Origin of the sequence: Streptomyces sp. NBC_01669, from assembly GCF_026339735.1 — a bacterium.
Taxonomy (GTDB): Bacteria; Actinomycetota; Actinomycetes; order Streptomycetales; family Streptomycetaceae; genus Streptomyces; species Streptomyces yanii.
In genome coordinates, this window is the sequence record NZ_JAPEQG010000001.1 from 1,878,878 (window position 1) to 1,902,865 (window position 23,988).

Sequence of the window (23,988 nt, forward strand, 5' to 3'; positions counted from 1 at the left end):
CACGCGCCCGGCGGCTAGGTTCGACACATGTCACGGACCGGCACTGCTCTTCTCCTCCTGAACGCCGCCTTGATCCTCTTGGCTCTGACGGCCGTCCACCGGTACCTGTTCCGGCGCCTCGTCAAAGACGTCTCCCACGAGGGCTCCCCGTGGCGGCGTGCCGGCACGGGGCTGGTGTGGCTGCTCTCGGCGACCACAGCGGTCCTGCTGTTCGCCGGGCCCGCCGAGCCGCCGTTCGAGATCGCACGGGTCCTCACCCCCGCGGGTGAGGTCTGGCTACCGCTGCTGATGTACCTCACCCTCGCGCTGCTCCTGGGCGAACTCGTCCGCCTCCTGCTCCGCCGGGGCTTTGCCCGGCGGGCCGGCACACCGTCACCGGACGGACCCGACGCCCCTGGCGGGAAGGACCCCTCCCGGCGGCTCTTTTTCGCGCGCAGCGTCGCGATCGGCGCCGCCGCCTTCGCCACGGCAGGCGTCGCCGCCGGGGCGGGCGGAGACTCGGGCGCACAACGTCCGGGGGCGCGGGGTGTCGAGCTCTCACTGCCCTTCACCGGGCTGTGGCGTGCCAGGAACAGCCCGGCACGGCGGATTCCGAGTCATGGGACCGAGCTGTTCGGCAGCAGTCACGCCATTGACTTCATCGGCGTGGACGACCGCCACCGCACGGCCGGCCACCGCAGCTGGCGGACCTTCTTCGCCACCGAACCGCCCGAGCTCTTCCACAGTTTCGGCCGGCCGGTCCTGGCTCCCGCCGCCGGCACCGTGATCGCGGCCCACGACGGCGAACCCGACCACGAGGCACGCCGGTCGCAGCTCGCCCTGGTGCCGTACATGCTGGGCCAGGCCGCACGGGTACGCCGAGGGGCGAACGCCATCGCAGGGAACCATCTGATCATTTCGCTGTCGGAGCACGGCCCCTACGTCGCCCTGGTGCACCTCAAGTCCGGCTCCGTCCAGGTGTCCGCCGGACAGCGGGTGGTGGTCGGCCAGCACCTCGCGAACTGCGGCAACTCCGGCAACTCGACCCAGCCCCATGTGCACATGCAGGTCATGGACAGCTCCGACCTCTCGGTCGCCCGAGGCATGCCGATGCTGTTCCGGCGCTTCCGTGAATGGCCCGGCGGCCCAGGTGGGGATTCCCGGGTCAGGGAGTTGGCTGTGCCGGACGAAGAGGCGGTCGTGGAAGCGCTTCCCGCCCCGGCCCGGGACTGATCGGTCCCGCTCGTCCGTCGGTCGGCCGGCCCCGGTTGCCAGGCGCGGCGCGCGGCGCGCCGGGAGGGAAACGCCGGTCGCAGTGGATCTTCTGCGGCTGCCGGACCGGGCCGACAGCCGGGTGCCCTCCCTGTTCGCCGGTGGTGTCGAAGGCCACCATGAAGATCCTGTGGGTCATGACGTGACCGGGGTGCGGGTGGCCGCCGTTCTGGCGGTCATCCCGCGCGGGCTGAACGCGCGCGGATGTCCGCCCGAGGGGAGTGTCGCCCTGGAGCCCGGGGCTGAGGACGGATCCGCCGGGCGACGCTCCTGGCTCACGTGGGCCCGGCCAGGTGCGTCGCTGTCCGCGGTCGCGGCTCAGGGCCGCCGGGCGGTCATCCGGTAGGTGATGAGGAACCCGATGAGGGACCACACCGCCAGGACGGCGAAGGGGAGCGCTGCGACGCCCTCCGGTGGCCTGTTGAGTGTGTCCCGGACCGCCTCGGCCATGTACTGGAACGGGAGCACCCTGTGCACGGACTCGAACCAGTCGGGCAGCCGGGACGCCGGGAAGGTGATCGGCGAGAACATCAGCGCCACGAACACGACCAGCTGGGACATCATGCGGGCGGCCGCGGGCGCCAGTCCGTATCCGATCCCGTAGCCCAGACCGATGGCGGTGAACGCGGTCAGGAGGACGGCGGGAAGGACCAGCGGGCTGATGTGGAGGGTGAGGTCGAACCGCAGACCGGCGACCACAAGGGCGGCGACCATGCCGGGCAGCGCGGTGAGCAGGGCAACCGTGGCGTCCGACGCGATGAGGGCACTTCGGGGAACGGGCAGCGACCGGTTGAAGTCGAAGATGCCCTCCTGCTTCGAGGAGGCGACTTCCTGCGGGCCGATCACCATGCCGACGGTGATGAGTCCCAGCACCGGGGCCCCCGTCGCAAGGTAGAGGGCCGTGGCGTCGTCCATCTCGGGCACGAGATAGGCGAATCCGACGATGATGCCGACCGCCAGGAAGGTCTGGATGATGAGATTGAGGGGGAGCGTCGCCCGGCTGCGCAGCGCGGTCCATCCCAGCAGCAGTCCGTAACTACGCAGCCAGTGACTCACCGTGCTCTCCCTTCTCCGCGTCAGGTGCGGTCTCGCCGCCGGCAAGTTGCAGATACACGTCCTCCAGGCCGACCGGCACCAGGGCGAACTCGTCGACGACCCCCGCTGCGCGGAGTTGCTGGCCCCAGGCAAGCGCCGCCGACGCCGCTTGGGAGTCGAGGGGAATCGCCAGCCGCCGGACGGCGCGCAGCGGCGGGCCGGCGGCGGGGATGTGGCCGGGGAGAGGCGGGATGCCGTCGGCGCTCGGCGCCGTCAGTTCCAGTCTGAACTCACCGACCGTCCGGGAGCGGAGCTGTGCGGCCGTGCCCTCCGCCAGCACCTTGCCGGAACCCATCACGACGATCCGGTCCACGCTCCGCTCCGCCTCGGCCACGTTGTGGGTGACGAGGAGAACGGCGCAGCCCCGGTCGGCCAGTTCACGGATCTGCTCCCACAGCAGCCTTCGGCGGACCGGGTCCACGTCGTTGGTGGGTTCGTCGAGCATCACGACACGTCCGGGCGACGACGCGGCCATGCCGAACGCCGTCAGCCTCCGGACGCCTCCGGAGAGCCGTTCCCCTGTCGTGTCAGCCCATGCTCCAAGGTCCAGCGCACCGATCAGCTCGTCGGTCCGCGCACGGCTGTCGTGCTTGTTCATCCCGCGGATGCGAGCCATGGTCCTGATGGCCTGCCGAGGCGTCACGCCGGCCAGCGGCGCGTGGGCCTGAGGCATCACCGCAACCATCCGGCGGACTCTGGCGGGCTCCGCGACCGGGTCGCACCCGTCGACCCGAATGGTGCCGGACGTCGGTACCGCGAGCCCGGCCACCTGGTTGATCAGGGTGGTCTTGCCGGCTCCGTTGTGCCCGAGGAGGCCGACGACCTCCCCTGCCTCGACCTGCAGGCTGACGCCGTCGTTGGCGCGTGTACCGCCCCGGTAGCACTTCACGAGGTCTTCGATGATCAACAAATCTTCCACCATTTGAATCGAGACGAGATGCGGGCTTCCCGGATCGCCGGCGGCGTCCTCCCCGGTCGACACGCGCCGGATCGGCAGAGGAGGAGGCCACCCGTGACACCGGTGTCAATACGCCAGCTGCAGGAGCTTGTTGGGCGTGGAGCCGGTCGGCACTCCGGTGAGCGCCCCCACCACTGCCGCACGGTCCAGGGCCCTACCCACCGCGGCCGGGGTGGCCTTGGGGTGTCCGCCGAGATACAGCGCGGCCGCACCGGACGCATGCGCCGCGGAGACCGAGGTACCGGAGTCAGTGGACGTCCCCCCGCCGGGCCAGGTGGAGGTGATGTCCACGCCCGGGGCATAAAGGTCCAGCCCCTCACCGTAGTTGCTGAACGAGGCGACCCGGTCGGCGCAGTCCGAGGATCCCACGGTGATGGCCTGGGCCACCCGTGCCGGGGAGGAGTTGGCGACGTCGTCGAAGCTGGCGCCCGCCGACATCGCGTACGTGACACCGGCGGCTATCGAGTTGCGCACCGCTTCGTCGAGCACCTCGCTGGCGGGAGCGCCGATGACGAAATTGGCCACCGAGGGTCCCTTGGCGTGCTCGGTGACCCAGTCGATGCCGGCCACCACCCCGGCGAGGGTGCCGCCACCCTGGGCGTCGAGCACCTTCACCGAGATCAGCGTGGCCTTCTTGGCCACTCCGTGTTCGGTGCCACCGATGATTCCGGCCATATGGGTGCCGTTGCCGTGCTCGTCGCTGCCGTCTCCGCCGAAGGCGTCGAAACCGGGCCGGGCGCGCGGGCGGAGATCGGGATGGCTGTAGTCGATGCCGGTGTCGATCACGTAGACATCCACGCCGTTCGCCGCACGCGGCGGGTAGGCGTAGGAACCGTCGAGCGGAAGCGAGCGCTGGTCGATCCGGTCGAGCCCGCAGGACGACGGGGCCGACTGCGTCAACCTCGGCCGGGCAAGCCGCCCCACCAGGGTGTTCTGCTCCACCCGTTTCACCGCCGGGTCGGCCGCCAGTCGCCCGGCCTGCGCTGCGCTCCCCTCGACCAGCACCCCGTGCAGCGCGCTGTCGTATCTCTCCCGCACCCGCAGGCCGTATTCCGCGACGACGTCCTGGTGCGCCCCCTCTTCGAACAGCACCAGATAACTGCCGTTCACGGCATTTTCACTTCCGGCATTCACGACGGTGCCCGCGTCCTTGGCGTATCCCGGGGCGACCACGGTTCCCATGCACAGAAAAACACCCGCAGCGACAACGGTGACGCACTTTGCGCGGCGACCGGGCGACCAGGCTGATGTCACTTCTTCTCCTCGCACTGAACGTCTCTTTCCGTTTGCACGACAGCGCCCACGCTGCCCCGGTGAAGGCAGGCGGAACAAGCCCCCGTGACCCGACGCCGGTGAGCGGCTGCCCTCACGGTCCCAGTGATGTCGGCCATTCGGCTGCTCATCGCTCAAGCGCTATAAGAATTCCCAGTTTTTCGGGAGCGGCGTGACGACGGGACAGCCCTGAGGGCTGTCCCGTAATCCCTGGTGGATCAGCGCGCGGCGTCAGATGCGGTGCATCGCAAGGCGGAGGAGCGTCCTCATACTGGGTGTATTCGGGTGTTCCGACAACGCAGCGAGGTGCCGTAGCTGTCGTCGTGCGCCCGCCAGGGATGACGGGACAGCCCTAGGTGAATCCCTGGTTGTCGCGCGGCGCGTGCGGCGGCTAGCCTGGCAAGCACCTCGTCGGCCCCGCAAACTCAGGCAAAACCTCGACACCCGACCGGTGTTCCGGGTGCGTGAAGCAACGGACGGTCGGTTTCAGTCCGGTCGGCGCCGACCGGGCGTGCCGGACGAGGAGCGCACGGTGGGCCCAGTGCCGGCCCGGGGCAGACGGAGCCCCACGCTCAATCCGTGGGGTTCGGCCGGGGCGAACGTCAACTGTCCTCCGATGACCGCCGCCATCTCGCAGGCGATGCTCAAACCCAGTCCGGTGCCCGGCACTTCCCGAGTCGCGGCGCCCCGCCAGAACCGTTCGCCGATGCGGTCGAAGTCGTCCGGATCGACGCCGGGACCCTCGTCGACGACTTCGACGGTCGTCATGGGCCCGTCGTCCCGGAGACGTACCGTGATCCGCCCTCCCTCCGGACTGAACTTGATGGCGTTGTCCAGCAAGGTGTCCAGGATCGAGCCCGCGAGGGTCACGTCGACGCAGAGGACCGCCGACGACGCGGCCGCGACCACGAGCCGGAGCGAACGGGTTTCGGCCTGCGGCCGCCATGCCACGACCCGGTCGGTGACCAGGTCCATTGCGGCCATCGGGCCCGTCCGTACCGGGAGCGTGGTCCGGGAGGAGGCCAGCTCCAGAAGCCGGCCCAGTATGACGTCCAGCCGGTTCATCTCCTCGCGGATCAGGTCCGCCTCCTCGCGCCCCTTTCCCTCCACGCTCAGGGAGAGCATCTCCATGCGAAGGCTCAACACGGTCAGCGGGTTGCGCAGTTGGTGGGAGACGTCCACCACGATCGCGGCCTGTTTCTCCATACAGGTGCGCACTGAGTCGGCCATGTCGTTGAACGCGTCGGCCAGCCGCCGCACTTCCACCGGGGCCCGGGGGTGCACCGACACCCTGCCGGACAGGTCGCCGTCGCCGATCCTGCGGGCCGCCCGCACCAGCTCGCGCAGCTGACGCCGCTGCCGGGTCCACCGGAGCCCCACCAGGAGGGCCACGAGCAGGGAGCCCAGGACGACCGGTCCCGAACCGCAATCGGCCTCGGGGGACGTCTCGACGGCGGACGACCGGGCCGAGTACAACAGGACACAGCAGACGAACGCTTTCATCTGACGGATCGCCATCGCTTACGCGGCTCCGGGAATCGACAGCCGATGCCCCCCTCCTTCGACGACCTCCAGCAGATACGGCACGCCGAGCCGTTCACGCAGCGACGAGATGTGATGCTGCAGCGAGGCCTCCAGCCTCGCCCGCTGGGTCCGCTGGATCTCGTCGACGAGCCGGTCGGCGGACAGCGTCTCGCCGGGCTGCCGGGCCAGCGCGACGAGAATCCCGAACTCCTCCTCCGGCATGTCGGTCGGGGCGCCGTCGACCAGCACGACCCCCTCCCGCACATCGATACGCACGGGCCCGGCCAGGAGCAGATCCCCGGGCGGATCGTCGGCGGCCGTACCCACGGACGGACGGTGACGGCGCATCACAGCACGTAAACGGGCCAGTACTTCCGCCAGGTTGTAGGGCTTGACGAGGTAGTCGTCCGCGCCGAGGTCGAGTCCTCGCACGCACGAGGCGTGGTCCCCACGGGCGGTCGTCACCAGGATCGGAATGGAGCTCGCCGCCCGCATCCTGCTGCACAGAGTGAAGCCGTCGCAGTCCGGAAGACCCAGGTCGAGCAGGACTGCATCGGGACGTGCCCGCTCCAGCAGTTCCATCGCCGCCTTGCCGGTGGTCGCGCACACCGCACCCACGCCTTGTTGGGCCAACGCCGCCCGGAGGGCTGCCGACACCCGCTCGTTGTCCTCGACCACCAGTAGTTCCACTTTGCCCCCGTAGCGCTCAGAGCCCTCACGCCGGCGGGGCGGTTCGCTCGGGCATCCACCCACCCCGTCGGCGTCACAGTGGTGACTCTCCACACATCGAGCTTCAGCCTAACGAGCGTTGTGGATCAACGTCTACGGCCGCCGGGCCTCCATGCGGGTCTCGCCACCCGCCCGGTCCGCTCCCTGGGGGTCGGAGCGGATGGAGTCGGGGCGAAGCCTGGGCGGCCAGCAGCCCATGCTGAACATGCCCATCGAGTACGCCTTGGCCGCCAGCGCCGTACGATTGGGCACGTCGAACTGTCGCAGGAGGGCGCCGACGTGGTACTCGATGCCCTGCCGGCTGAGGAACAGTTTGGCCGCGAGGCGCACGGTCGGATCCCCCGCCGCCACGCCTTCCAGGACCTTCGCGCTGAGGGGAGTCAGCTTCCCCTGCGGCCCCACGCGCGCATGGTGATCGCCGGCCGTCTCCCTCGGCGTGAACTGCACCATGATCGCCTTCACCCGTCCCGAGTCGTCCTCCACCGGGAAGGCGGTGAGTTCGCCGGAGACCGCGGTGTGGTCGAAGCAGGTGTCGATGGCGAGATCACCGAGGCACGCATTGCGTCCCTGGACCAGTCGGCCGAACTGGCGCAGCACGTACTGCCGCACGCTCGGGTGCAGGAATTCAGCGAATTCACGCCCGCGCATCTCCTCGGGGCGCATTCCGCACCGGGCGCTGAAGGCGCTGTTGACCGACCGCACCCGGAGGGTCGAATCCAGGACCGCGAGACCGATGCCGGAGCGCTCGAACAGCGAAAGGAACACATCGCGGTATTGCTCGCCCGGAATCTCGGCGTTCAACAAGGAGGGATCGATGTCGCGCAATTCTTCGACGGGGCCCAGCAAGTCATTCTGCATAAGAGATGTCCCCTCGATCCCTTGCCGAAGCTCGCTCTTCGTATCACTCTCCGCCTCGGCCATGTACGACAAACCGTCCTCGCATTCCTGATTCCCTGTATTCCGGCCGACGCCGAGCAGACTAATGAGGCCGAACCACGGCGTGCAATGGGGACACTGGCACGCCGCCCAACACTGTGGTCGTCGCCGCACAGTTCGGAGCGACCGCGGCTTCTCACACCGGCCGGTACGGACGGGACAGCCGTACACCACGCGTCGGAGTGCGGGTTCACCGCAGTTCACCGGGACGGCCGGGACGAGTCCGGAACGTGCTGTCTTCGCACCTGAGGGCCCCGGGGGGCGACTCCGGATACCAGGGGGTAGCCCGCTTGGTGCACCGATCGGCCACCGAAGCGGGGGCGTCCCGTCCGGACCCGGCGGAGTGGTGGCCGGGCGGGATGCGCGGTGCGGCACGGATGCGGCGAGCGGCTCCAGAACCGGCGAGCGGGGGCCGCCCGTCCTGCCCTGCACGGCCGGCCCCGGGGCGCGGGCCCCCGCCCGCCCAGCCCGTGGGGGAACGCCGGGTGATTCGATGGACGGTCAGAGTCGCTCGGAAAGCATCCCCGAGGACAAGGCGGCTCTTCCCGCCATCCGCCGCACCACCGGAAGCAGCCTGGTCCGCCCCTCCACGCCCAGTCGCTGGTAGAGCCTGGTCAGGGTTTTCTCCACGGCACGCCGAGTGACGCCGAGCGCCGCCGCGACCTCCTGATTGGTGTGTCCGAGAGCTACGAGGGCGGCGACCCGGCGCTCGGTGTCGCTGAGTGCGCCGCCGCCGGGCGGCAGAGCACGGTTCGGATCACCGCGGAGGGTCCCGGCCCAGCACCGCAGGGCCGACTCGCCCGCCGCGTCGACGAACCGGTCGGCCTCGGCGAGGAGCTCGGCGGAGCCGGGCCGCCCGGCGGCGCGCAACCGGTTCCCGTACGCCGTCAACGCCCTGCCCAGCTCCAGCGTGTTGGAGCCTTCCCTGAGCACGGAGACCGACTCGGCAAGCAGGGACAGGGCATACCGGCCGCCCACGACGGTGCCCCACATGCGCAGGATCCGGCCGAGGTCGTACGGGGAGCCGGAGGCCCGAGCCGCCTCACAGGCGCGGGCGAGGAGCCGGAGCGCGTCCTGCGGCCGGTCGACGCGGAGCAACGGGGACACGCACCACAGGTCCACCGGGAACAGCGTCCGGTTGCACCAGCCCGCCGCCTCTGCTTGGTGCGCCGCCTCAAGCAGGTCGGAGAGCAGGGCGGGCAGTTCGGGTTCCGGGGCCGACTGGGCGCGCATCGCCCGACGGGCCAGGCCGGTCAGCGGTATGACGGCCTCCTGGCGTTCGCGCAGCAGGGACCGCAGCCGGTCGGCCAGCCGCGGGTCGCGCGTCTCGAGCGCCACGGACGTCAGGCCGACGACGGCCGACCAGTCGTCGTCCTCCAGCGGGCCCGGGGCCGCCGCGCAGGCGTCCGACGCGTCCGCCCAGGCGTCCGCGAGCCGGCCGGCGTGCAGGGCGGCCAGTGCCCGCCAGCCCAGCAGCCGGGTCTGCAGCCGCCCGTCGCCGCGGCCTCGTGCCGCCTCGAGTGCCATGTCCAGCCAGCCGCGTACGGGTTCGTCCGCCCCGGACGCCGTGCCGGAGGCGATCATCAGGGCCGGCGCGGCATGGACGGAGGCGGCGGAGGCCGGCTCGTGGTCGAGCATCCAGCGCACCAGGGCAGCCGCCTCGGCTGCGGGCAGCCGTCCGCCGAGGATTCCCGCGTAGACCAGGACCGACACGAGTTCGCGCTGCGCGGCGGTACCGGGCCCGGGCCCCGGGGTCAGGGTGCGCAGCCGCTCGACCGCGGCAGCCGGGGCGCCCGGGGCGCCGAGCCGGTGCAGTCGCGTACGGGCCTCCAGCCGCAGCCCGAGGTCCGCCGCTTCCGGGCCCGCCACGGCCGGCTCTCCGGCGGATTCCAGTACCTGGGCCGTCTGCGGGGCGGTGAGGAACAGTGTGAGCGGCACGTTCGCCACGACCGCGGCGCGCTCTCGGTCCGAGGACAGCAACTGGTTCGCCTGGACGGCGTGGCGGAGCATGGCAGGGACGCCGGTGTCCTGCTCCGCCTCGGACAGGGCCGCCAGGAACGCGCCGCGCTCCGGGCTGTCGGGCGGGAACTCCCGCAGGGCACGGCGAAGGCAGTGGATCGCGAGGGCCGCGTCCCCGCGACGCAGCAGGTCGTCAGCGGCCTCGCGCAGCACTCGGGCCGTCCCGGTCCACTCGCCGGGACCGACCTCCAGGAGGTGGGGGACGATCCGATCGGGCGGAGAACCCGCCTCGTAGAGCAACTCGGCAGCGCGGCTGTGCATCTCGCCGCGGTCGGCGAGGGTCAGGCGGTCCTCGGCGATCTCTCGTACGCAGTCCCATAGAACGGGCGGCGTCCAGCGCTCCACGTTCCAGCCGAGGCGGAGCAGGGCGCGCGCGGCCGCGGCTTCCTCGGCCGGGCCCAGGTCCGAGAGTCGGGCGAGGACACGCGGCTCGGCAGGGCCGCCCAGGATCGCGGCGCAGCAGGCCAGCCGCTGGACGGGCTCCGGCTGGCTGCTCAGGACTGCGGCCACGCGCAGCCTCAGATCCCAGGGCGCCGGCCGGGTGCGGGCGATGTCGAGGAGCTGCTCGAAGGCGACTTCGTGCACAGCCTCCACACGGTCGAGCAGCGAGACGACGAGTGCCGGGTTCCCACCCGTCGCGCGCGTCCAGGCCGCGAGTTGCGCGCCGGTGAGCACGCCGAGTTCTGCGAGCAGGGCGTGTACTTCCTCCGGACCGAGCGGGGCCGTCCTGATCACTGGATCCGCGGCCGCCAGCAAGCCCTGCACTCGCGGCAGTTCGGCGCACGGCTCGCCCTCGCGCACCGTCACCACGGTGAGCAGCGGGACGGGACACGGGTCGGCGAACCATCGTGTGAGCCGGGCCAGCGATGTCTTGTCGAGCCACTGCAGGTCGTCGACGAGATACGCCGGGAAGTCGGCGCCGGATGCGGGTCCGGCCTGAGGGAAAGGCCCTACCGGGACGCAAGGGGACTCCTGTCCCGGACGGCCGCCGCAAGCCCGCCGGACGGTGAATCCCTCCTCCGTCGCGAGGTCCGCGACGGCGTCCAGGAAGGCCGAACGGCCCGTGCCGGGCGGGCCGGTGACCGCCACGAGCACGGCGGCCCCGCCCCGCACTCGGCTCATCGCCGCCCGGATCGAGGCGAACCCGTGCGTCCGGCCGACGAGTGGCACAGGTATCTCCGTTCACCGAGGCGACTGAACGACGCCGTCATTGCCGAGATCCTTCACCGAGGCATCTTCAGCGGGCGGTTGGGCCCGGCAAACCCTCGGCGCGGTCTTCACGATCTCGACACAAGGCCATCTTCACACGACACAGAATTGTCATATGGTAAGCACGTGAGGAGCCGATTGGATCACCCGCGTCCCCCCGCCCCACCTCCGGCTTTTCCACCCACGTCCTTACCTGCCGGCACCGCCTTCGACCGGTCCCCGCCCACGCACCGCCCGTCCTGCCGGATCCCCGTCGGCCGCTCCGGCGCCCGCTGCGTGGTGATGTTCGGGTCCGTCGACAGCCGGCCCGTGGACGCGATCGTGCGTCACATCGGCGACGTATGCGGGCGGGAGCCGAGCGTGCGACGCGTCGACTGCCGCCTCGACGAGGCCGGCGCCGAGCACGCCGTACTGCGGCGGCTGCTCGGCCTGCGCGGCAGTGAGCCGTTACCCCCGCACAGGACACGGCACTCGGCCCTGAAGCTGGTCGAGAAGTCGACGGCCCAGGCTCCGCTGGTGCTCGCCGTCGGCGACGCCCAGTGGTGCGACGAGGGCACGCTCCGTTGGATCGACCGGCTGATGCGCGGCCCGGCCCAGGAGCCGCTGACCGTTCTGCTGAGTCTGGCGCCCGGCGTCCCGGCGCCCGCAGCGCCGGCGTTCCACGAACTGATGACGCGCGACGGCTGCTCGGTCACCGATGGATCAGACCTCTGGCCGGCCGGTGTCGCCCCGCCGTCCAGGGACGCGGAGGGCCTCGGCCGGCGCGAGTCCCGGCTGCTCCGGGTCGCCCGGGCGGCTGTGCTGCTGCGCAGCACCGACCCCCACCTCGTCGGCCCCCTCGCCGGACTTCCCCTCCAGGTGACCGGACGGCTCCTGGAAGCGGCCCGGGATCTCGGGCTGCTCCCGAGGCGGATGCCCGCGCGGTGCGTGCCACCACAGTTCGACGCACTGATGGCCGCACTGCCCGACGCAGAGGGCGAGCAACTGCGCGCTCAGGCCGCCGAGATACTCAACGACGCCGCACGGCCGGCCGGACAGGTGGCCGAGCTGCTGCTGGGGCTCCGCGCGCTGGACCGCCCCTGGATGAGAGCCCTGCTCAAGGAGGCGGCCGCCACTGCGCGCCGCGACCGCCCGGCGACCGCCGCGACCTATCTGCACAAACTCCACGAGTCCGCCCCCGACGACCTCGCCGTCCGCGCGGAGCTGGCCGCCGTGCTGACCGATGTCGACCCTGCGGCCGCCCTGGAGCATCTCGACGGCGTGCTGTCCCGCACCGACGACCCGCCGACCCGGGCGCTCGCCGCCGGGCAGCACCGGCTCACCGCGCTCATGACGCATCGCACGCCCGACACGCCCGAAGGGCTCGGCGAGCTGCTGCGCGAGCTGCGGGAGTGCGCGTCGCCCCTCTCCTGCGGCGGTCCGACGGACGACCTGGCGCTCGCCACCCGCGCTCTGCGCACCGCGCTGACCGGCGCCGACCCGGCCGCCGCGGTCGCCGACGCCCATGAGGTCCTGCGAACCGACCGGCCGCGCGCCGCGTGGGCGAGAGTCGCCGCCGCCCAGGTCCTCGCGCTGGCCGGCGACACCACGACCGCGCTCGGCCACCTGGACCGGACCGTCGCGGACAGCCGGCGCCGCGAGGAGGCATGGGCCCAGTGCCACGCCGGGTCGGTCCGGGCGCTGCTGCTGCTGGAGTCGGGCCGGGCGGACGACGCGGTCGAAGCCGCGCTGGCCGCCAGCAGCCTCGCCGAAGAGCAGCAGCGGACAGGGCGCACCAGCCTGGCGCCCATCAGCCTCGCCCTGACGCTGGTGGCCCGCGGCGATCTCGACCGGTCCGAGTCGGTCCTGCGTCGGCTCGACGGCCACGACTTCGACGGCTCCGTCCGGGAACACCACCTCCACCTGACGGCCAGGGCCCTCGTCGAACGCGGCCGGGGCCGGACCGAGCAGGCCCTGCGGCTGATGGAGCAGTGCGGGGCGGGTCTCACCGCCGCCGGCATCAAGAACCCCCTGTTCACGACCTGGTGGCTGCACAGCACGGAACTGCTCATGGCCCTGGGACGGACGGGCGACGCGGCGGAACGGGCCGAACTCGGTCGGCACCTCGCCGAACGGTGGCCGACGCCCCGCAGCACAGGGCTGAGTCTGCTGGCCCGGGGCATGGTGGCCACGGGCGCCGACCGGGTGGAACTGCTCGCCGAGAGCGTACGGGTGCTGCAGGACAGCTCCGACCACCATTCCCGCGCGCTCGCGGAGATGCGTCTCGGCACGACGCTGTTGCGGCTCGGTGACGAAAAGGCCGCGCGCGGGCGGCTGCACGCGGCCAGGGCGACGGCCGTGCGGTGCGGCCTGACCGCCGTGGCCGGTCAGGCACGGGTCGCGCTCGCGGCGGCGGGTGGCCGGCCCGCGTCGGTGGCACTCAGCAAGGCCGAGCGGCCCGTCGCGGAGATGGCCGCGGCCGGTGCGACCAACCGGGCCATCGCCGACACCCTCTGCCTGACCGTGCGCACCATCGAGTACCACCTGACCAGCGTGTACCGAAAGCTCGGCGTCACCGGTCGCGCCGGCCTCGCGCACGGGCTCGCGTCGCCGGGTGCGCACGGATCGGCACGTCTGCCGGGCGAAGAACGTTGAGCCCGCCGCCCCCTCCCTGCCCGGCCGACGCGTCCGGGAGGCTCCTTGAGCGGTCGGCCCACCTGGCGCTGCTCGAGCGAGCCGTGCGCCATGTCGCGGAGGGCGGCGCGGCGACCGTCGTCGTGCACGGACGGCCGGGCACCGGGCGCACCGCCGTGCTCGCCGAGGCGGCTTCGCTCGCCCGGGGGGCCGGACTGCACGTCGTCACCCCACACGCCCGGCGTGCCGGCCCGCGACGGCTCCGCGACATCGCGTCGCACCTGTCGGCGCAGACGGCGTACGGCCCGGCCGGCACACCGCTGGCGGTCCTCGTCGACGACGCCGAGGACGTGATCCGTCAGGAGCACGACGTCGGCTGCGCGGGACGACGGCCCCTGCTGCGGGTGACGGCCGGCACGGACTCGGCGGTCCTCGGTGCGGACGGCCCGCCCGCATACGAGCTGGTCCTGCGCCCGCTGAGCGCCGACGCCGTGCGGGTGCTGCTCGTCGAAGCGTACGGCGAAGAGGCCGCCGGTCCGCTCGTGCCGGCCGCGACGGCCGCGACGGGCGGCAGTCCGGCGGTCCTGTGCGCCGCTCTCCGGTGGTGGCCGGCGCCGGCGCCCGGTCCGGACGAATTCGCCGCGCTCGCCGACCAGATGGGCAGGCGTCACGTGCGCCACACTCTGGCCCGTGTGTCTGGGCGGACGGTCGCGCTGGTCGAGGCGAGCGCGGTGGCGGACGGCGACCTCCCCTTCGACCGGGTCTGCGAACTGGCAGGGATCCTTCCGCCGTGGCGCGAGCGGGCCCGTGCGGAGCTGGCCGGCACCGGGCTGCTCGACCAGGTCGGTCACCCGCGGCTGTACGAACCGCTGGTGGCCGACCGGGTGCTGGGCCTCATGGACGACGGCCGGCGCCGCGATCTGTATGAGCGCGCCGTGCGGCTCGGGCGCGGGGACGGGATACCCGAGCCGGTCCTCGGCCGGCTCGTGGCGCATTCCCGCACGGCCGAGCCGTGGGTGCCGGCTGCCCTGTACGCGGCGGGCGTGCACGCCCGGCGGTCCGGGCACGAAGCCGACGCGGTCGCCTTCCTCGAACAAGCGCTGGACCGCGGGGCGTCGGGTGAGCTGCGCGCGAAGGTGCTGCTGGCGCTGTCGACGGCGCGACTGTCCCTGCGGCCCGAGGCGGCCGACCGCGGCTTCCGGCGTGTGCTGACGGAGACGTCCGGCCCGGACGGCGCCGCAGTCCGGCTGCTCGCCGCCGACCTGCTGCTCCTGCGCGGCGGCGGAAGCAGCGTGGCAGCGGCCCTCGACTCGGCCGCGGCACGGAGAACGACATCCGCATCGGAGCGGCGAACCCTGCTCGGCCTGCGGGAACTTGCTCTGGAGAGGGGCCCGGCCGAAGCGTCGGCTGTCCCTGACCACGGGGACGGGGCATCGCGGCCCGCGCTCGACGCGGCCGAGGCCGCGGCCGCCGCCTGGCGGCACTGTCTCGCGGGACGGGAGATCGGCAGGGCCCGGCGGCTCGCCATCACCGCGCTGGAGCGGGCAGAGGCCGGGCTGTTCGCTCCCAGGCTGGTCGCGGCGAGGGTGCTCGCCGTCACCGAGGACGTGGCGCTCGCCCAGGTCGAGCTGCGGCGGATCGAGGCCGAGGCCCGGCGGCACGCGGTGGGCCCCGCGATCGGGCAGGCTCTGCTGGGCCTGGCCGAACTCGCCCTGCGGACCGACGATCCGGACGAGGCCGGGGCCCGGCTGGCCGAGGCGCTGGCAGAAGTGCCCCACACACACTGGCATCCCCGGAGTCTGCCGCGGCTGGCAGCGACGGAGGCACTCGTGGCCCTGGGCGACGGACGGCCGGACCTCGCCGAGTCCGCGCTGGTGGGAGCCCTGCCGGACCGGCACGAACACGGCGTCGGCGAGAGCCAGTTGCTGTTCGCCGGGGGCCTCCTCGGTCTGCACACCGGTCGCGCCGCCGAGGCGGCGTCACACCTGCGCGAGTGCGGCCGCATCCTGCTGGCCATCGGCTGCCCGAACCCGGCCGTCGTGCCGTGGCGTTCACATCTCGCCATGGCGCTGGCGTCCGTGGACCCGTCGGCCGCGGCGCGCCTGGCGGCCCAGAGCCTGGCGGAGGCCCGGGCCTGGAGCGCGCCGGGCACGGTCGGTTCGGTCCACCTCTGGACCGGTCTCACCCTCACCGGCCTGCCGGCACTCGCCCATCTGCAATCCGCGGTGCGGGTGCTCGCCGGTTCGCCGGCCCGGAGACGGTATGTGCGCGCGACGGCGGAGACGTCCGCCGCCCTGCTCGACGACGGTCGACCTGCGGAGGGACGGCGTCTGCTGGACGAGGCCGTCGCGGCGGGGCGTGCCGACGGGGAGCGGCCGGTCCCCCGTGTCCAGGAGGTCGTCGCCATGTTCGCCTCGCTGCCCAGGCTGAGCCGGGCTCAGCTGAGCCCGGCTCAGCTGCGGGTCGCGCTGCTCGCCGCCGAAGGGTGGTCGAACAAGGCGATCGCCGAGAAGCTGTCGGTCAGCCTGCGCACGGTCGAGCTCCATCTGACGAGCAGCTACCGGACGCTGGGCATCGCCGGCCGGACCGATCTGACCGAGATGCTGGGACACGCGGGGTCCGGACGGCGCTGACTCGACCTTCAACCTGCGCGGCGGGGCCCCGCATGCGTGGCGTCCCGCCCATCACGTGCGCAGTGACTCACCCGTCCCCACCAGCCCCTCGCGCAGGGCGACCGCGACGGCCTGGGTGCGGTTGGGACAGTTCAGCTTGGACAGTACGACCGCCACGCTGCGCTTGGCGACGTGCTCGGACACCCCCAGCGCCTGTCCGATCTGCTTGTTGCTCAACCCGTCGACGAGCAGTTCCAGCACCTGTCTCTCGCGCTCGGTGAGCAGCCCGATCGACGGCTCCGTGCGCGGCCGCGCCTCTTGGCCGCTGAACCGCGACGACGGCACCCACGTGGCCGGCTCAAGCAGCAGCCGCTCGCCGTCGGCGAGCCTGCGCAGGGCGTCGTCCAGCCCCTCGGTGGTGAGGGCGTCCTGGTCCAGCACGCCGTCGCAGGGCAGGGCCTGGCCGGACGCGACTCGCTGTACTTCGGCGCCGGGCAGGATCAGCACCACACGGATCCCGTTCCTGCGGACCACCGCGGCCAGTTCGGCCGCCCAGGCGTCCTCACCGGTCCCGAAGGCGTTCACGCACCACACCACGAGCACGTCGCAGGAGAGGACCAGCGTCTGGATGGCGTCCACCGGGGCCGCCGCTGTGAACTCCTCGGGTTCGTAGACGGAGTACTGGCCCACGTGGGCGGCCTCCGCCAGCATGGCGGCGAGCCCTCCACGAGCCACCTCTCCCCGTGCCACGACCGCGACCTTGACCGACCCCGACGTGTTCATGTGCCGCTCCCGTCCACCCAACCGACTGCCCGGTGTCTTTCGGCCAACCGGAATCCGTTCTTCGCACACAGTGGCGATTATTGCTCGGCGGAGCACGCTGCCCATCAGGCTGTTCTGTTGCAATAGTCCGACAGTCGCCTCACCTTCGCAATGCGCGTAGAGCTTCCTGATCAATACGGTCACGAGCACGTGACAAGACGTCAGCGACCAAACACACCTTCGGTGTACACGTGGGGCGTATTAAATCCCGTGGCGCGCACCGGAGTTGCTTCCGCCCGCCCTGCCGTGGACCGATGTAGGTCCTGGATGCTGATGGGGTTCGTTCCGGCCGAAACCGATGCCTCAGTGATGCCGGTGCTCTCGCAGGCCGACGTGGTGCTGGGGACCGTCCACAGGAACCATGGAGTGTTGCTGTGAGCACGTGCGTCAGCATTCCTGATTCACCCTGGTCCTCCCGCAACGGCATACCGACGGGGAGGGAGCGGGAGCGTGAACGTACTGCACGACCGTCCCTCGTTCGCGCCCGAACACCCGCTGCGGGACCTGACTCGCGCCCGCACGACCGCCGCCCGGGAACGCTCCCGGATCGTCCGGCGCCTGGAGAACCTGCTGGAGCACACCGGGATCAGACGTCTCCGCGGTCGCCTCCGACAGCTGTCCCGGCCACCACGAGTCCCCCGACCGCACCAAGAACACCCGGAGAGCCCGACCGCACCGGGAAGGGCGGACGGGGCCGGCCGGCCTGCGGCGCACTCACGCGAAAGCTCATGGCTTTCCGCCGCAGTCCGGCCATTCCCTCAGCGGTTGTGCGACGACGCGTCAGCCGCACGCGTCAGCTGCGCCCGAACCGCAGCGTGATCAGCTCGAACGGGCGCAGCGTCAGCTGTACACCGTCGCCCGCCCGCTCCGGTACCGTCGCCCCGGCCAGCGGGCGCTCCAGCAGGTCGGTCACTGCGAGGTCACCGAGCTCGAATCCCGCACCGAGCCGGACCCTGGCGCGGCCACCCGTCGACTCGTAGAGCCGGACGACCACATCGCCGCTCGCGTCGTCGGCCAGCTTCACCGCGCTGACGACGACCGCGTCGTTGTCGACGGTCACCAGGGGCGCCACCGCGCGGTCGCCGGCCACCCGGCGCTCCGGCAGGTTGATCCGGAAGCCCTCGCGGACCGCGTCGCCGATCGTCGCGCCGGGCACGAGCGCGTGGCGGAAGCGGTGCACGCCCTGGTCGGTCTCGGGGTCGGGGAAACGCGGGGCACGCAGCAGGGACACCCGGACGGTGGTGGTCGTCCCGGCGGTCGAGGCGCGGACGGTACGGGTCACGTCGTGGCCGTACGTCGAGTCGTTGACGAGCGCGACGCCCCAGCCCGGCTCCTCCAGGTGGACGAAGCGGTGGTTGCATGCCTCGAACTTGGCTGCCTCCCAGCTGGTGTTGGTGTGGGTGGCCCGGTAGAAGTGGCCGAACTGCGTCTCGGAGGCGTACCGCTCGGCATGGATGTCCAGCGGGAACGCGGCCTTGAGGAACTTCTCCGTCTCGTGCCAGTCGACCTCGGTGTCGATGTCGAGCCGCTTGACGCCCGGGGCCAGTGTCAAAAGCTGGGTGACCTTCGAGTCGCCGAAGCTGCGGACGATGCGTACGCCGACCGATCCGTCCTCCTCGACCGGGGTGAGGTCGTCCAGGTCCGTCAGGTCGGTGACGGTGTTGCGGTAGAACGCGTCGACGTCCCACGCGTCCCACATGTTCGGGAAGTCGGGGTGGATCTGCAGCAGGTTGGCCGCCCGGCCGGGCGCCACGGTCTCGCGCTCGGCGCCGATGTCGTACGCGGACACCACCAGGCCGCGACCGTCGATCTCGACCTGCAGCAGGCCGTTGTCGAGTACGTAACCGCCGGCTTCGCGCGGTGCGAGCCGTCCGCCGCTGCCTGCGGTGACGGTTGCGGCGCCACCGGCCGGGATGCCGCCGCGCAGGTGCGGTGCGGAGTTGAAGAGGAGCGTCCCTCCCGCCGCGGTGTCGCCGGCCAGGGCCCGCTGCGCCGCGTCCACGATGGCGTTCAGTTCCTCGGCGACGGCCGCGTAGGTCTTCTCGGCCTCGCGGTGGACCCAGGCGATCGAGGAGCCGGGCAGGATGTCGTGGAACTGGTGCAGCAGCACTGTCTTCCAGATCCGGTCCAACTCCTCGTACGGATAAGGGAAACCGGTCCTCACGGCGGCGGTGGCGGCCCACATCTCGGCCTCGCGCAGCAGGTGCTCGCTGCGCCGGTTGCCCTGCTTGGTCTTCGCCTGACTGGTGAGGGTGGCGCGGTGCAGCTCCAGGTAGAGTTCACCGACCCACACGGGCGCGTTCGGGTACTCCGCCTCCGCCTTGGTGAAGAAGTCGGTGGGGGTCTCCCACGTCACGGTCGCCGAACCTTCGAGGCTGCGCATCCTGGCCGCCTTGGCGATCATCTCGCGGGTGGTGCCGCCGCCGCCGTCCCCCCAGCCGGACGGCGCGAGGGAGTGCTGGGCGACGCCCTTGTCCTTGAAGTTCTTCGCCGCGTGGGCGATCTCGCTGCCCTTCATCGAGCAGTTGTAGGTGTCGACGGGCGGGAAGTGGGTGAAGATCCGGGTGCCGTCGATGCCCTCCCATTGGAAGGTGTGGTGGGGGAACTTGTTGGTCTGGCTCCACGAGATCTTCTGCGTGAGGAGCCACTTGGAGCCCGCCGCTTTGATGATCTGCGGCAGGCCCGCCGCGAATCCGAACGTGTCGGGCAGCCACGCCTCGTCGTTCTCGATGCCGAACTCGTCGAGGAAGAACCGCTTACCGTGCACGAACTGACGGGCCATCGCCTCGGAGCCCGGCATGTTCGTGTCGGATTCGACCCACATGCCGCCGGACGGCACGAATCGCCCGTCCGCCACAGCCTTCTTGACCTTGGCGTAGACCTCGGGGCGGTGTTCCTTGATCCAGGCGAACTGCTGGGCCTGCGACATCGCGAAGACGAAGTCGGGCTCGTCCTCCAGGAGAGCGGTCATGTTGGACGTCGTACGGGCGACCTTGCGGACCGTCTCGCGCAGCGGCCACAGCCAGGCGGAGTCGATGTGAGCGTGGCCGACGGCGCTGATGCGGTGCGCGGACGGCTCGGCGGGGGTCGCGAGGACGTCGACGAGCTCGGCGCGGGCGGCGGCCGCGGTGCCGTTCACGTCCTGCAGATCGACCGCGTCGAGGGCGCGGCCGATCGCCCGCAGAAGGTCCCAGCGGCGGGCGCCGTCGACGGGAAGTTCCTGCATCAGCTCGCCCAGCACCTCCAGGTCCTGGACGAGGTTCCACACGTTCTCGTCGAAGACGGCGAGATCCATCCGGGCGAGGGTGTACTGCGGTTCGCTGCCCGCGGTCTCCTTGTCGCCGAGCCGCGTCGGCAGGAAGGGGTGGTAGTCGAGGATGACCGGGTTGGAGGCGGCCTCGATGTGCAGCAGCACCTCCTCGCCACCTGCGACAGGGGCTCCGACGCGTACCCACTGATTGCGCGGGTTGAGGCCCTTCACCGGGGTGCCGTCGGGGCGGTAGACAAGGCCCTCGCACTGGAAGCCGGGCATGTTCTCGTCGAAGCCGAGGTCGAGGAGCGCCTCGACCGTGCGGCCCGCCCACGCCTGTGGAACGGTCCCGGAGACCCGGAACCAGCTGGTGCCCCAGGGTGCGCCCCACCGGTCGCCGACCGCGATCGGCACGGTCGGGCCGGCGAGGCCCTCGGCAACCGGTACGGGCTCGCCCGGCACGGTCAGGACCGCGACGTCCAGTGGTACGGACTCCGGGTATACGGCCGGCCGGATGCGCTCGTCGAGGACGCGCTTGAGGCGGGCTTCGACCAGGCTGCGGTCGTCATGCATGAGGGTGGCTCCGTCGTGAGGTGGGGGCGGGTGGGGCGGATGCCGGGTGCGCGGGGTGCACCGGGCGGGGTCAGCGGACCTGGTCCGGGGTGAGGACGTCGGTGATGCCGCGCGCGGCCAGGTGCTCCGTGTTCCCGGCCTGGCTCGCGAGGACGGCCGTGGGCCGGACCCCGTCCGCGGTCAGCCGGGCGAACGCCTCGAAGAACGCGCCACCGGGGGCGCACGTCGAACGACGGGGTGCGGTCTCGTCGTCGCCGGTGTCGACCACGAGGGCCGTGGTGCGGGGAGTCGGCCGGGCGGCTACCCCCCGCTGCTCCTCGACCATCCGGGCGATGGCTTCCCCCGCCGGTTTCACCTGCCGGTCGTTGGTCAACAGGCCCAACCCGTATTCGAGTTCGGGGAAGTCGGCCAGAGAGCGGGACACGTCGTGGGAGCACCACCAGGTGACACCCCACACGTCCTCGCAGTCCAGCGCGTTCGCAACGGTCGCCTCGGTGAACGCGGCTGCGTGCTCCGCGGGGATGAGCGGGGAGGGGGCGCCGACCTCCTGCAGCCAGACCGGCCGGTGCGGGTCGACGGCCCACGCCTTGGACAGTTCGATCAGGTAAGCGGCGTGGTGCTCGGTGGCGGTACCGGTGCGGCCGTGCCGTTGGGCGGTGCCGTTGAAGACCCAGGAGTGCACGGCGGTGACGGCGCCGATCCGGGCGGCGTGGGCGGGGGTGAACGCGTGGTCGTCCTGGTACCAGGCGGCGTCGTACTCGGCATGCAGATGCAGCTTGCCGGGCGCCCCCTCCTCGCAGGCGTCGAGCAGGGTGCGCAGCCAGCTTCCCGCCTGAGCCGGGGTGATGGGGTCGGGGTCGGGGTGCGGAGGGCCTGAGAACTGGTTGATCTCGTTGCCCAGCGTCATCCCGATGAAATTGGGGCGGTCGGCGAGGGCGGCGGCGAGCGTGCGCAGGTACGCGGCCTGGCCCGCCACCACGTCCGGATCGGTGAAGATGTTCCGTCGGTGCCAGGTCTGCGTCCACGCGGGCAGGAAGTCGAAGCTCGACAGGTGGCCCTGCAGTCCGTCCACGTTGACGTCGAGGCCGCGCTCGGCTGCGGCGTCGACGAGCTGGACGAGCTGTTCGACGGCGCGTGGCCGGATCAGGGTGCGGTTGGGCTGGAAGAGCGGCCAGAGCGGGAAGACTCGGACGTGGTCGAGGCCGAGTACGGCGATCGAGTCCAGGTCGGCGCGGACCGCGTCGAGGTCGAAGTCCAGCCAGTGGTGGAACCAGCCCTGGCTGGGCGTGTAGTTGACGCCGAAGCGCAGCGGGGAGTGAGGCATACGGTACGGGTGTCCTGGTTCTTTGGTGCGGGGTGGCGGCTCGGGGTCAGCCCTTGACGGCGCCTTCGCCGACGCCTCGGAAGAAGAAGCGCTGCAGGCAGGCGAAGAGCACGATGAGCGGGAGCACGGCAATGATCGTGCCCGCGGCGACGAGCCGTTCGTCGTTGGCGAAGGTTCCGTGCAGATAGTTCAGTCCGATGGTCAGGGTGAAGTTCCCCGGGTCGCTGAGCACGATCAACGGCCACAGGAAGTCGTCCCACGCCCCCATGAAGGCGAAGATCGCGACGACCGCGAGGGTGCCTCTGACCGAGGGCAGGGCGATCCAGAGGAACCTCTGCCAGACATTGGCGCCGTCGACGAACGCCGCCTCCTCCACTTCGTGCGGGAGGTTGAGGAAGGCGTTGCGCATCAGCAGGACGTTCATCGCGGCGACGGAGCCCGGCAGCAGCACACCGATCAGGGTGTTGTTCAGACCGAGCTCACGCATGGTGGTGAACTGGGCGATGATGATGCCCTCGACGGGCACGAGCATGGCGAGGACAAACGCCAGCGTCGCGGCCCTCCGCCCCCGGTACCGCATCCTGGCCAGCGCGTAGCCGGCCAGGGCGGAACCGACACAGTTGGTCACCACATTGGCGGTGGCCACCTTGAGGGAGTTCAGCGCGTAGTCCCAGACCGGGATGGTGTCGGCGACCCGTGCATAGTTGTCCAGCGTCGGATGGCCGGGCAGGAAGCTCGGCGGCGAGCTGAAGATGTCCTCGCCGGGCCCCTTGAGCGAGGTCGAGAGCTGCCAGAGGAACGGTCCGACGGTCAGTGCGAGTACGGCGAGCAGCAGGACGTAGCGGAGCAGGAGCCGCCAGGCCGGGATGCGGCGTCCCTCGGCGTCGGTGATGGTCAGGATGCTCACGCGTCCTCCTTGCGGTCGGCGCGGAGCACCAGGAGCATCAGGGCGACCGTCACGACGAAGATGACGACGGAGATGGCCGAGGCATAGCCGACCCGCCCGGTCAGTCCGGTGCCCACGCGCTGGACGAGCATCACCAGGGTGGTGTCCTCGCCGGCCGGGCCGCCGGAGGGTCCGGCCATCAGATAGACCTCGGAGAACACCTTGAAGGCGGCGACCGAGGCCAGTGCCCCGACGAGGACCATGGTGGAGCGGACGGCGGGGACGGTCACGGTGAAGAAGCGGCGTACGGCTCCGGCACCGTCCACGGACGCCGCTTCGTGGAGTTCCCGGGGGACATTGGCCAGCGCGGCCAGATAGATGATCATGTAGTAGCCGAGGCCTTTCCAGACCGTGACCGTCATCGCGCTGAACAGCAACAACCACTGGTCGCTGAGGAAGCCGACCTTGCCGATCCCCACGGCCTCCAGCACCGCGTTGATCAGCCCCCGGTCGTCCAGCATCCACACCCAGATCAGACCGACGACGACGATGGAGGCGACGACGGGGGTGTAGAACGCGGAGCGGAAGAAGGCTATGCCGGGGATGTGCCGCTGGACGAGCATCGCCAGCAGCAGCGGCAGGATGACGAGGGCCGGGACGACGCCGAGGACGTACAGCGTGCTGTTCCGCAGCCCGGTCCAGAACATGTCGTCATGGATCAGCTCCCGGAAGTTCGCCAGGCCGACGAACTTCCCGGGCATCAGCGTCCGGCGGTCGGTGAATGCGTTGACCAGCGTGCTGAAGAACGGGAACAGACTGAAGGTACCGACGACGAGCAGTCCGGGAGCCGCGAACAGCCAGGGACTGAAGGGCAGATGACGACTGATCCGGTGGCCGGACCTGCCGGGGCCGGAG

General features: G+C 71.4%; 15 protein-coding genes. 3 read left to right on the forward strand and 12 right to left on the reverse strand.

Translation table 11 applies throughout. The features are described from left to right. Positions 1-27: 27 nt before the first annotated feature. Entirely contained in the window at positions 28-1,212 is a 1,185-nt protein-coding gene (locus OG972_RS08265) for a M23 family metallopeptidase (RefSeq protein ID WP_266979661.1), read from the forward strand. Between the two features lie 357 nt (positions 1,213-1,569). Here the strand turns inward: OG972_RS08265 and OG972_RS08270 are convergent, their stop codons facing one another. The 7 genes from OG972_RS08270 to OG972_RS08300 all read right to left on the reverse strand — a co-directional run bounded on the left by OG972_RS08270 (position 1,570) and on the right by OG972_RS08300 (position 10,954). After that, a complete protein-coding gene (locus tag OG972_RS08270) occupies positions 1,570-2,307 on the reverse strand; it encodes an ABC transporter permease (protein ID WP_266979663.1) in 738 nt (245 codons plus the stop codon). Beyond that, complete coding sequence (locus OG972_RS08275; protein ID WP_266990344.1) at positions 2,288-3,265, reverse strand: ABC transporter ATP-binding protein; 978 nt, start codon at positions 3,263-3,265, stop codon at positions 2,288-2,290. Before OG972_RS08275 ends, OG972_RS08270 begins: the two co-directional genes overlap by 20 nt. Before the next feature lie 105 nt (positions 3,266-3,370). Continuing rightward, positions 3,371-4,486, reverse strand: coding sequence for a S8 family peptidase (locus OG972_RS08280; RefSeq protein WP_266979665.1), 1,116 nt, complete (start codon positions 4,484-4,486; stop codon positions 3,371-3,373). A gap of 576 nt (positions 4,487-5,062) precedes the next feature. Then, positions 5,063-6,094 carry a HAMP domain-containing sensor histidine kinase gene (locus OG972_RS08285; protein ID WP_266979667.1) on the reverse strand — a complete coding sequence of 344 codons (1,032 nt, stop codon included), beginning with the start codon at positions 6,092-6,094 and terminating at the stop codon, positions 5,063-5,065. Positions 6,095-6,097: 3 nt separating this feature from the next. Continuing rightward, entirely contained in the window at positions 6,098-6,790 is a 693-nt protein-coding gene (locus OG972_RS08290; protein ID WP_266979669.1) for a response regulator transcription factor, read from the reverse strand. A gap of 132 nt (positions 6,791-6,922) precedes the next feature. Further along, positions 6,923-7,750, reverse strand: coding sequence for a PAS domain-containing protein (locus tag OG972_RS08295; protein ID WP_266979671.1), 828 nt, complete (start codon positions 7,748-7,750; stop codon positions 6,923-6,925). Positions 7,751-8,266: 516 nt separating this feature from the next. Further along, positions 8,267-10,954, reverse strand: a complete 2,688-nt coding sequence (locus OG972_RS08300; protein WP_266979673.1) for a LuxR C-terminal-related transcriptional regulator — start codon at positions 10,952-10,954, stop codon at positions 8,267-8,269. Positions 10,955-11,302: 348 nt separating this feature from the next. Here OG972_RS08300 and OG972_RS08305 point away from each other — a divergent pair, with 348 nt between their 5' ends. Beyond that, complete coding sequence (locus OG972_RS08305; RefSeq protein ID WP_266979675.1) at positions 11,303-13,627, forward strand: LuxR C-terminal-related transcriptional regulator; 2,325 nt, start codon at positions 11,303-11,305, stop codon at positions 13,625-13,627. Positions 13,628-13,710: 83 nt separating this feature from the next. After that, entirely contained in the window at positions 13,711-16,239 is a 2,529-nt protein-coding gene (locus OG972_RS08310; RefSeq protein WP_266979677.1) for a LuxR C-terminal-related transcriptional regulator, read from the forward strand. 51 nt (positions 16,240-16,290) lie between these two features. Here OG972_RS08310 and OG972_RS08315 read toward each other — a convergent pair whose 3' ends face one another. From OG972_RS08315 to OG972_RS08335, 5 genes are all read right to left on the reverse strand, one after another. Continuing rightward, positions 16,291-17,001, reverse strand: coding sequence for a response regulator transcription factor (locus OG972_RS08315; RefSeq protein ID WP_266979679.1), 711 nt, complete (start codon positions 16,999-17,001; stop codon positions 16,291-16,293). 832 nt (positions 17,002-17,833) lie between these two features. Beyond that, positions 17,834-20,863 carry a glycoside hydrolase family 38 C-terminal domain-containing protein gene (locus tag OG972_RS08320; protein WP_266979681.1) on the reverse strand — a complete coding sequence of 1,010 codons (3,030 nt, stop codon included), beginning with the start codon at positions 20,861-20,863 and terminating at the stop codon, positions 17,834-17,836. Between the two features lie 70 nt (positions 20,864-20,933). Continuing rightward, positions 20,934-22,187, reverse strand: a complete 1,254-nt coding sequence (locus OG972_RS08325; RefSeq protein ID WP_266979683.1) for a glycosyl hydrolase — start codon at positions 22,185-22,187, stop codon at positions 20,934-20,936. 46 nt (positions 22,188-22,233) lie between these two features. Beyond that, on the reverse strand, positions 22,234-23,094 hold the full coding sequence (locus OG972_RS08330) for a carbohydrate ABC transporter permease (protein ID WP_266979685.1): 861 nt from the start codon (positions 23,092-23,094) through the stop codon (positions 22,234-22,236). Continuing rightward, the gene (locus OG972_RS08335; RefSeq protein ID WP_266990346.1) at positions 23,091-23,960 is read right to left on the reverse strand and encodes a carbohydrate ABC transporter permease; all 870 of its coding nucleotides are present in this window, start codon (positions 23,958-23,960) and stop codon (positions 23,091-23,093) included. Before OG972_RS08335 ends, OG972_RS08330 begins: the two co-directional genes overlap by 4 nt. Between the last annotated feature and the right edge of the window lie 28 nt (positions 23,961-23,988).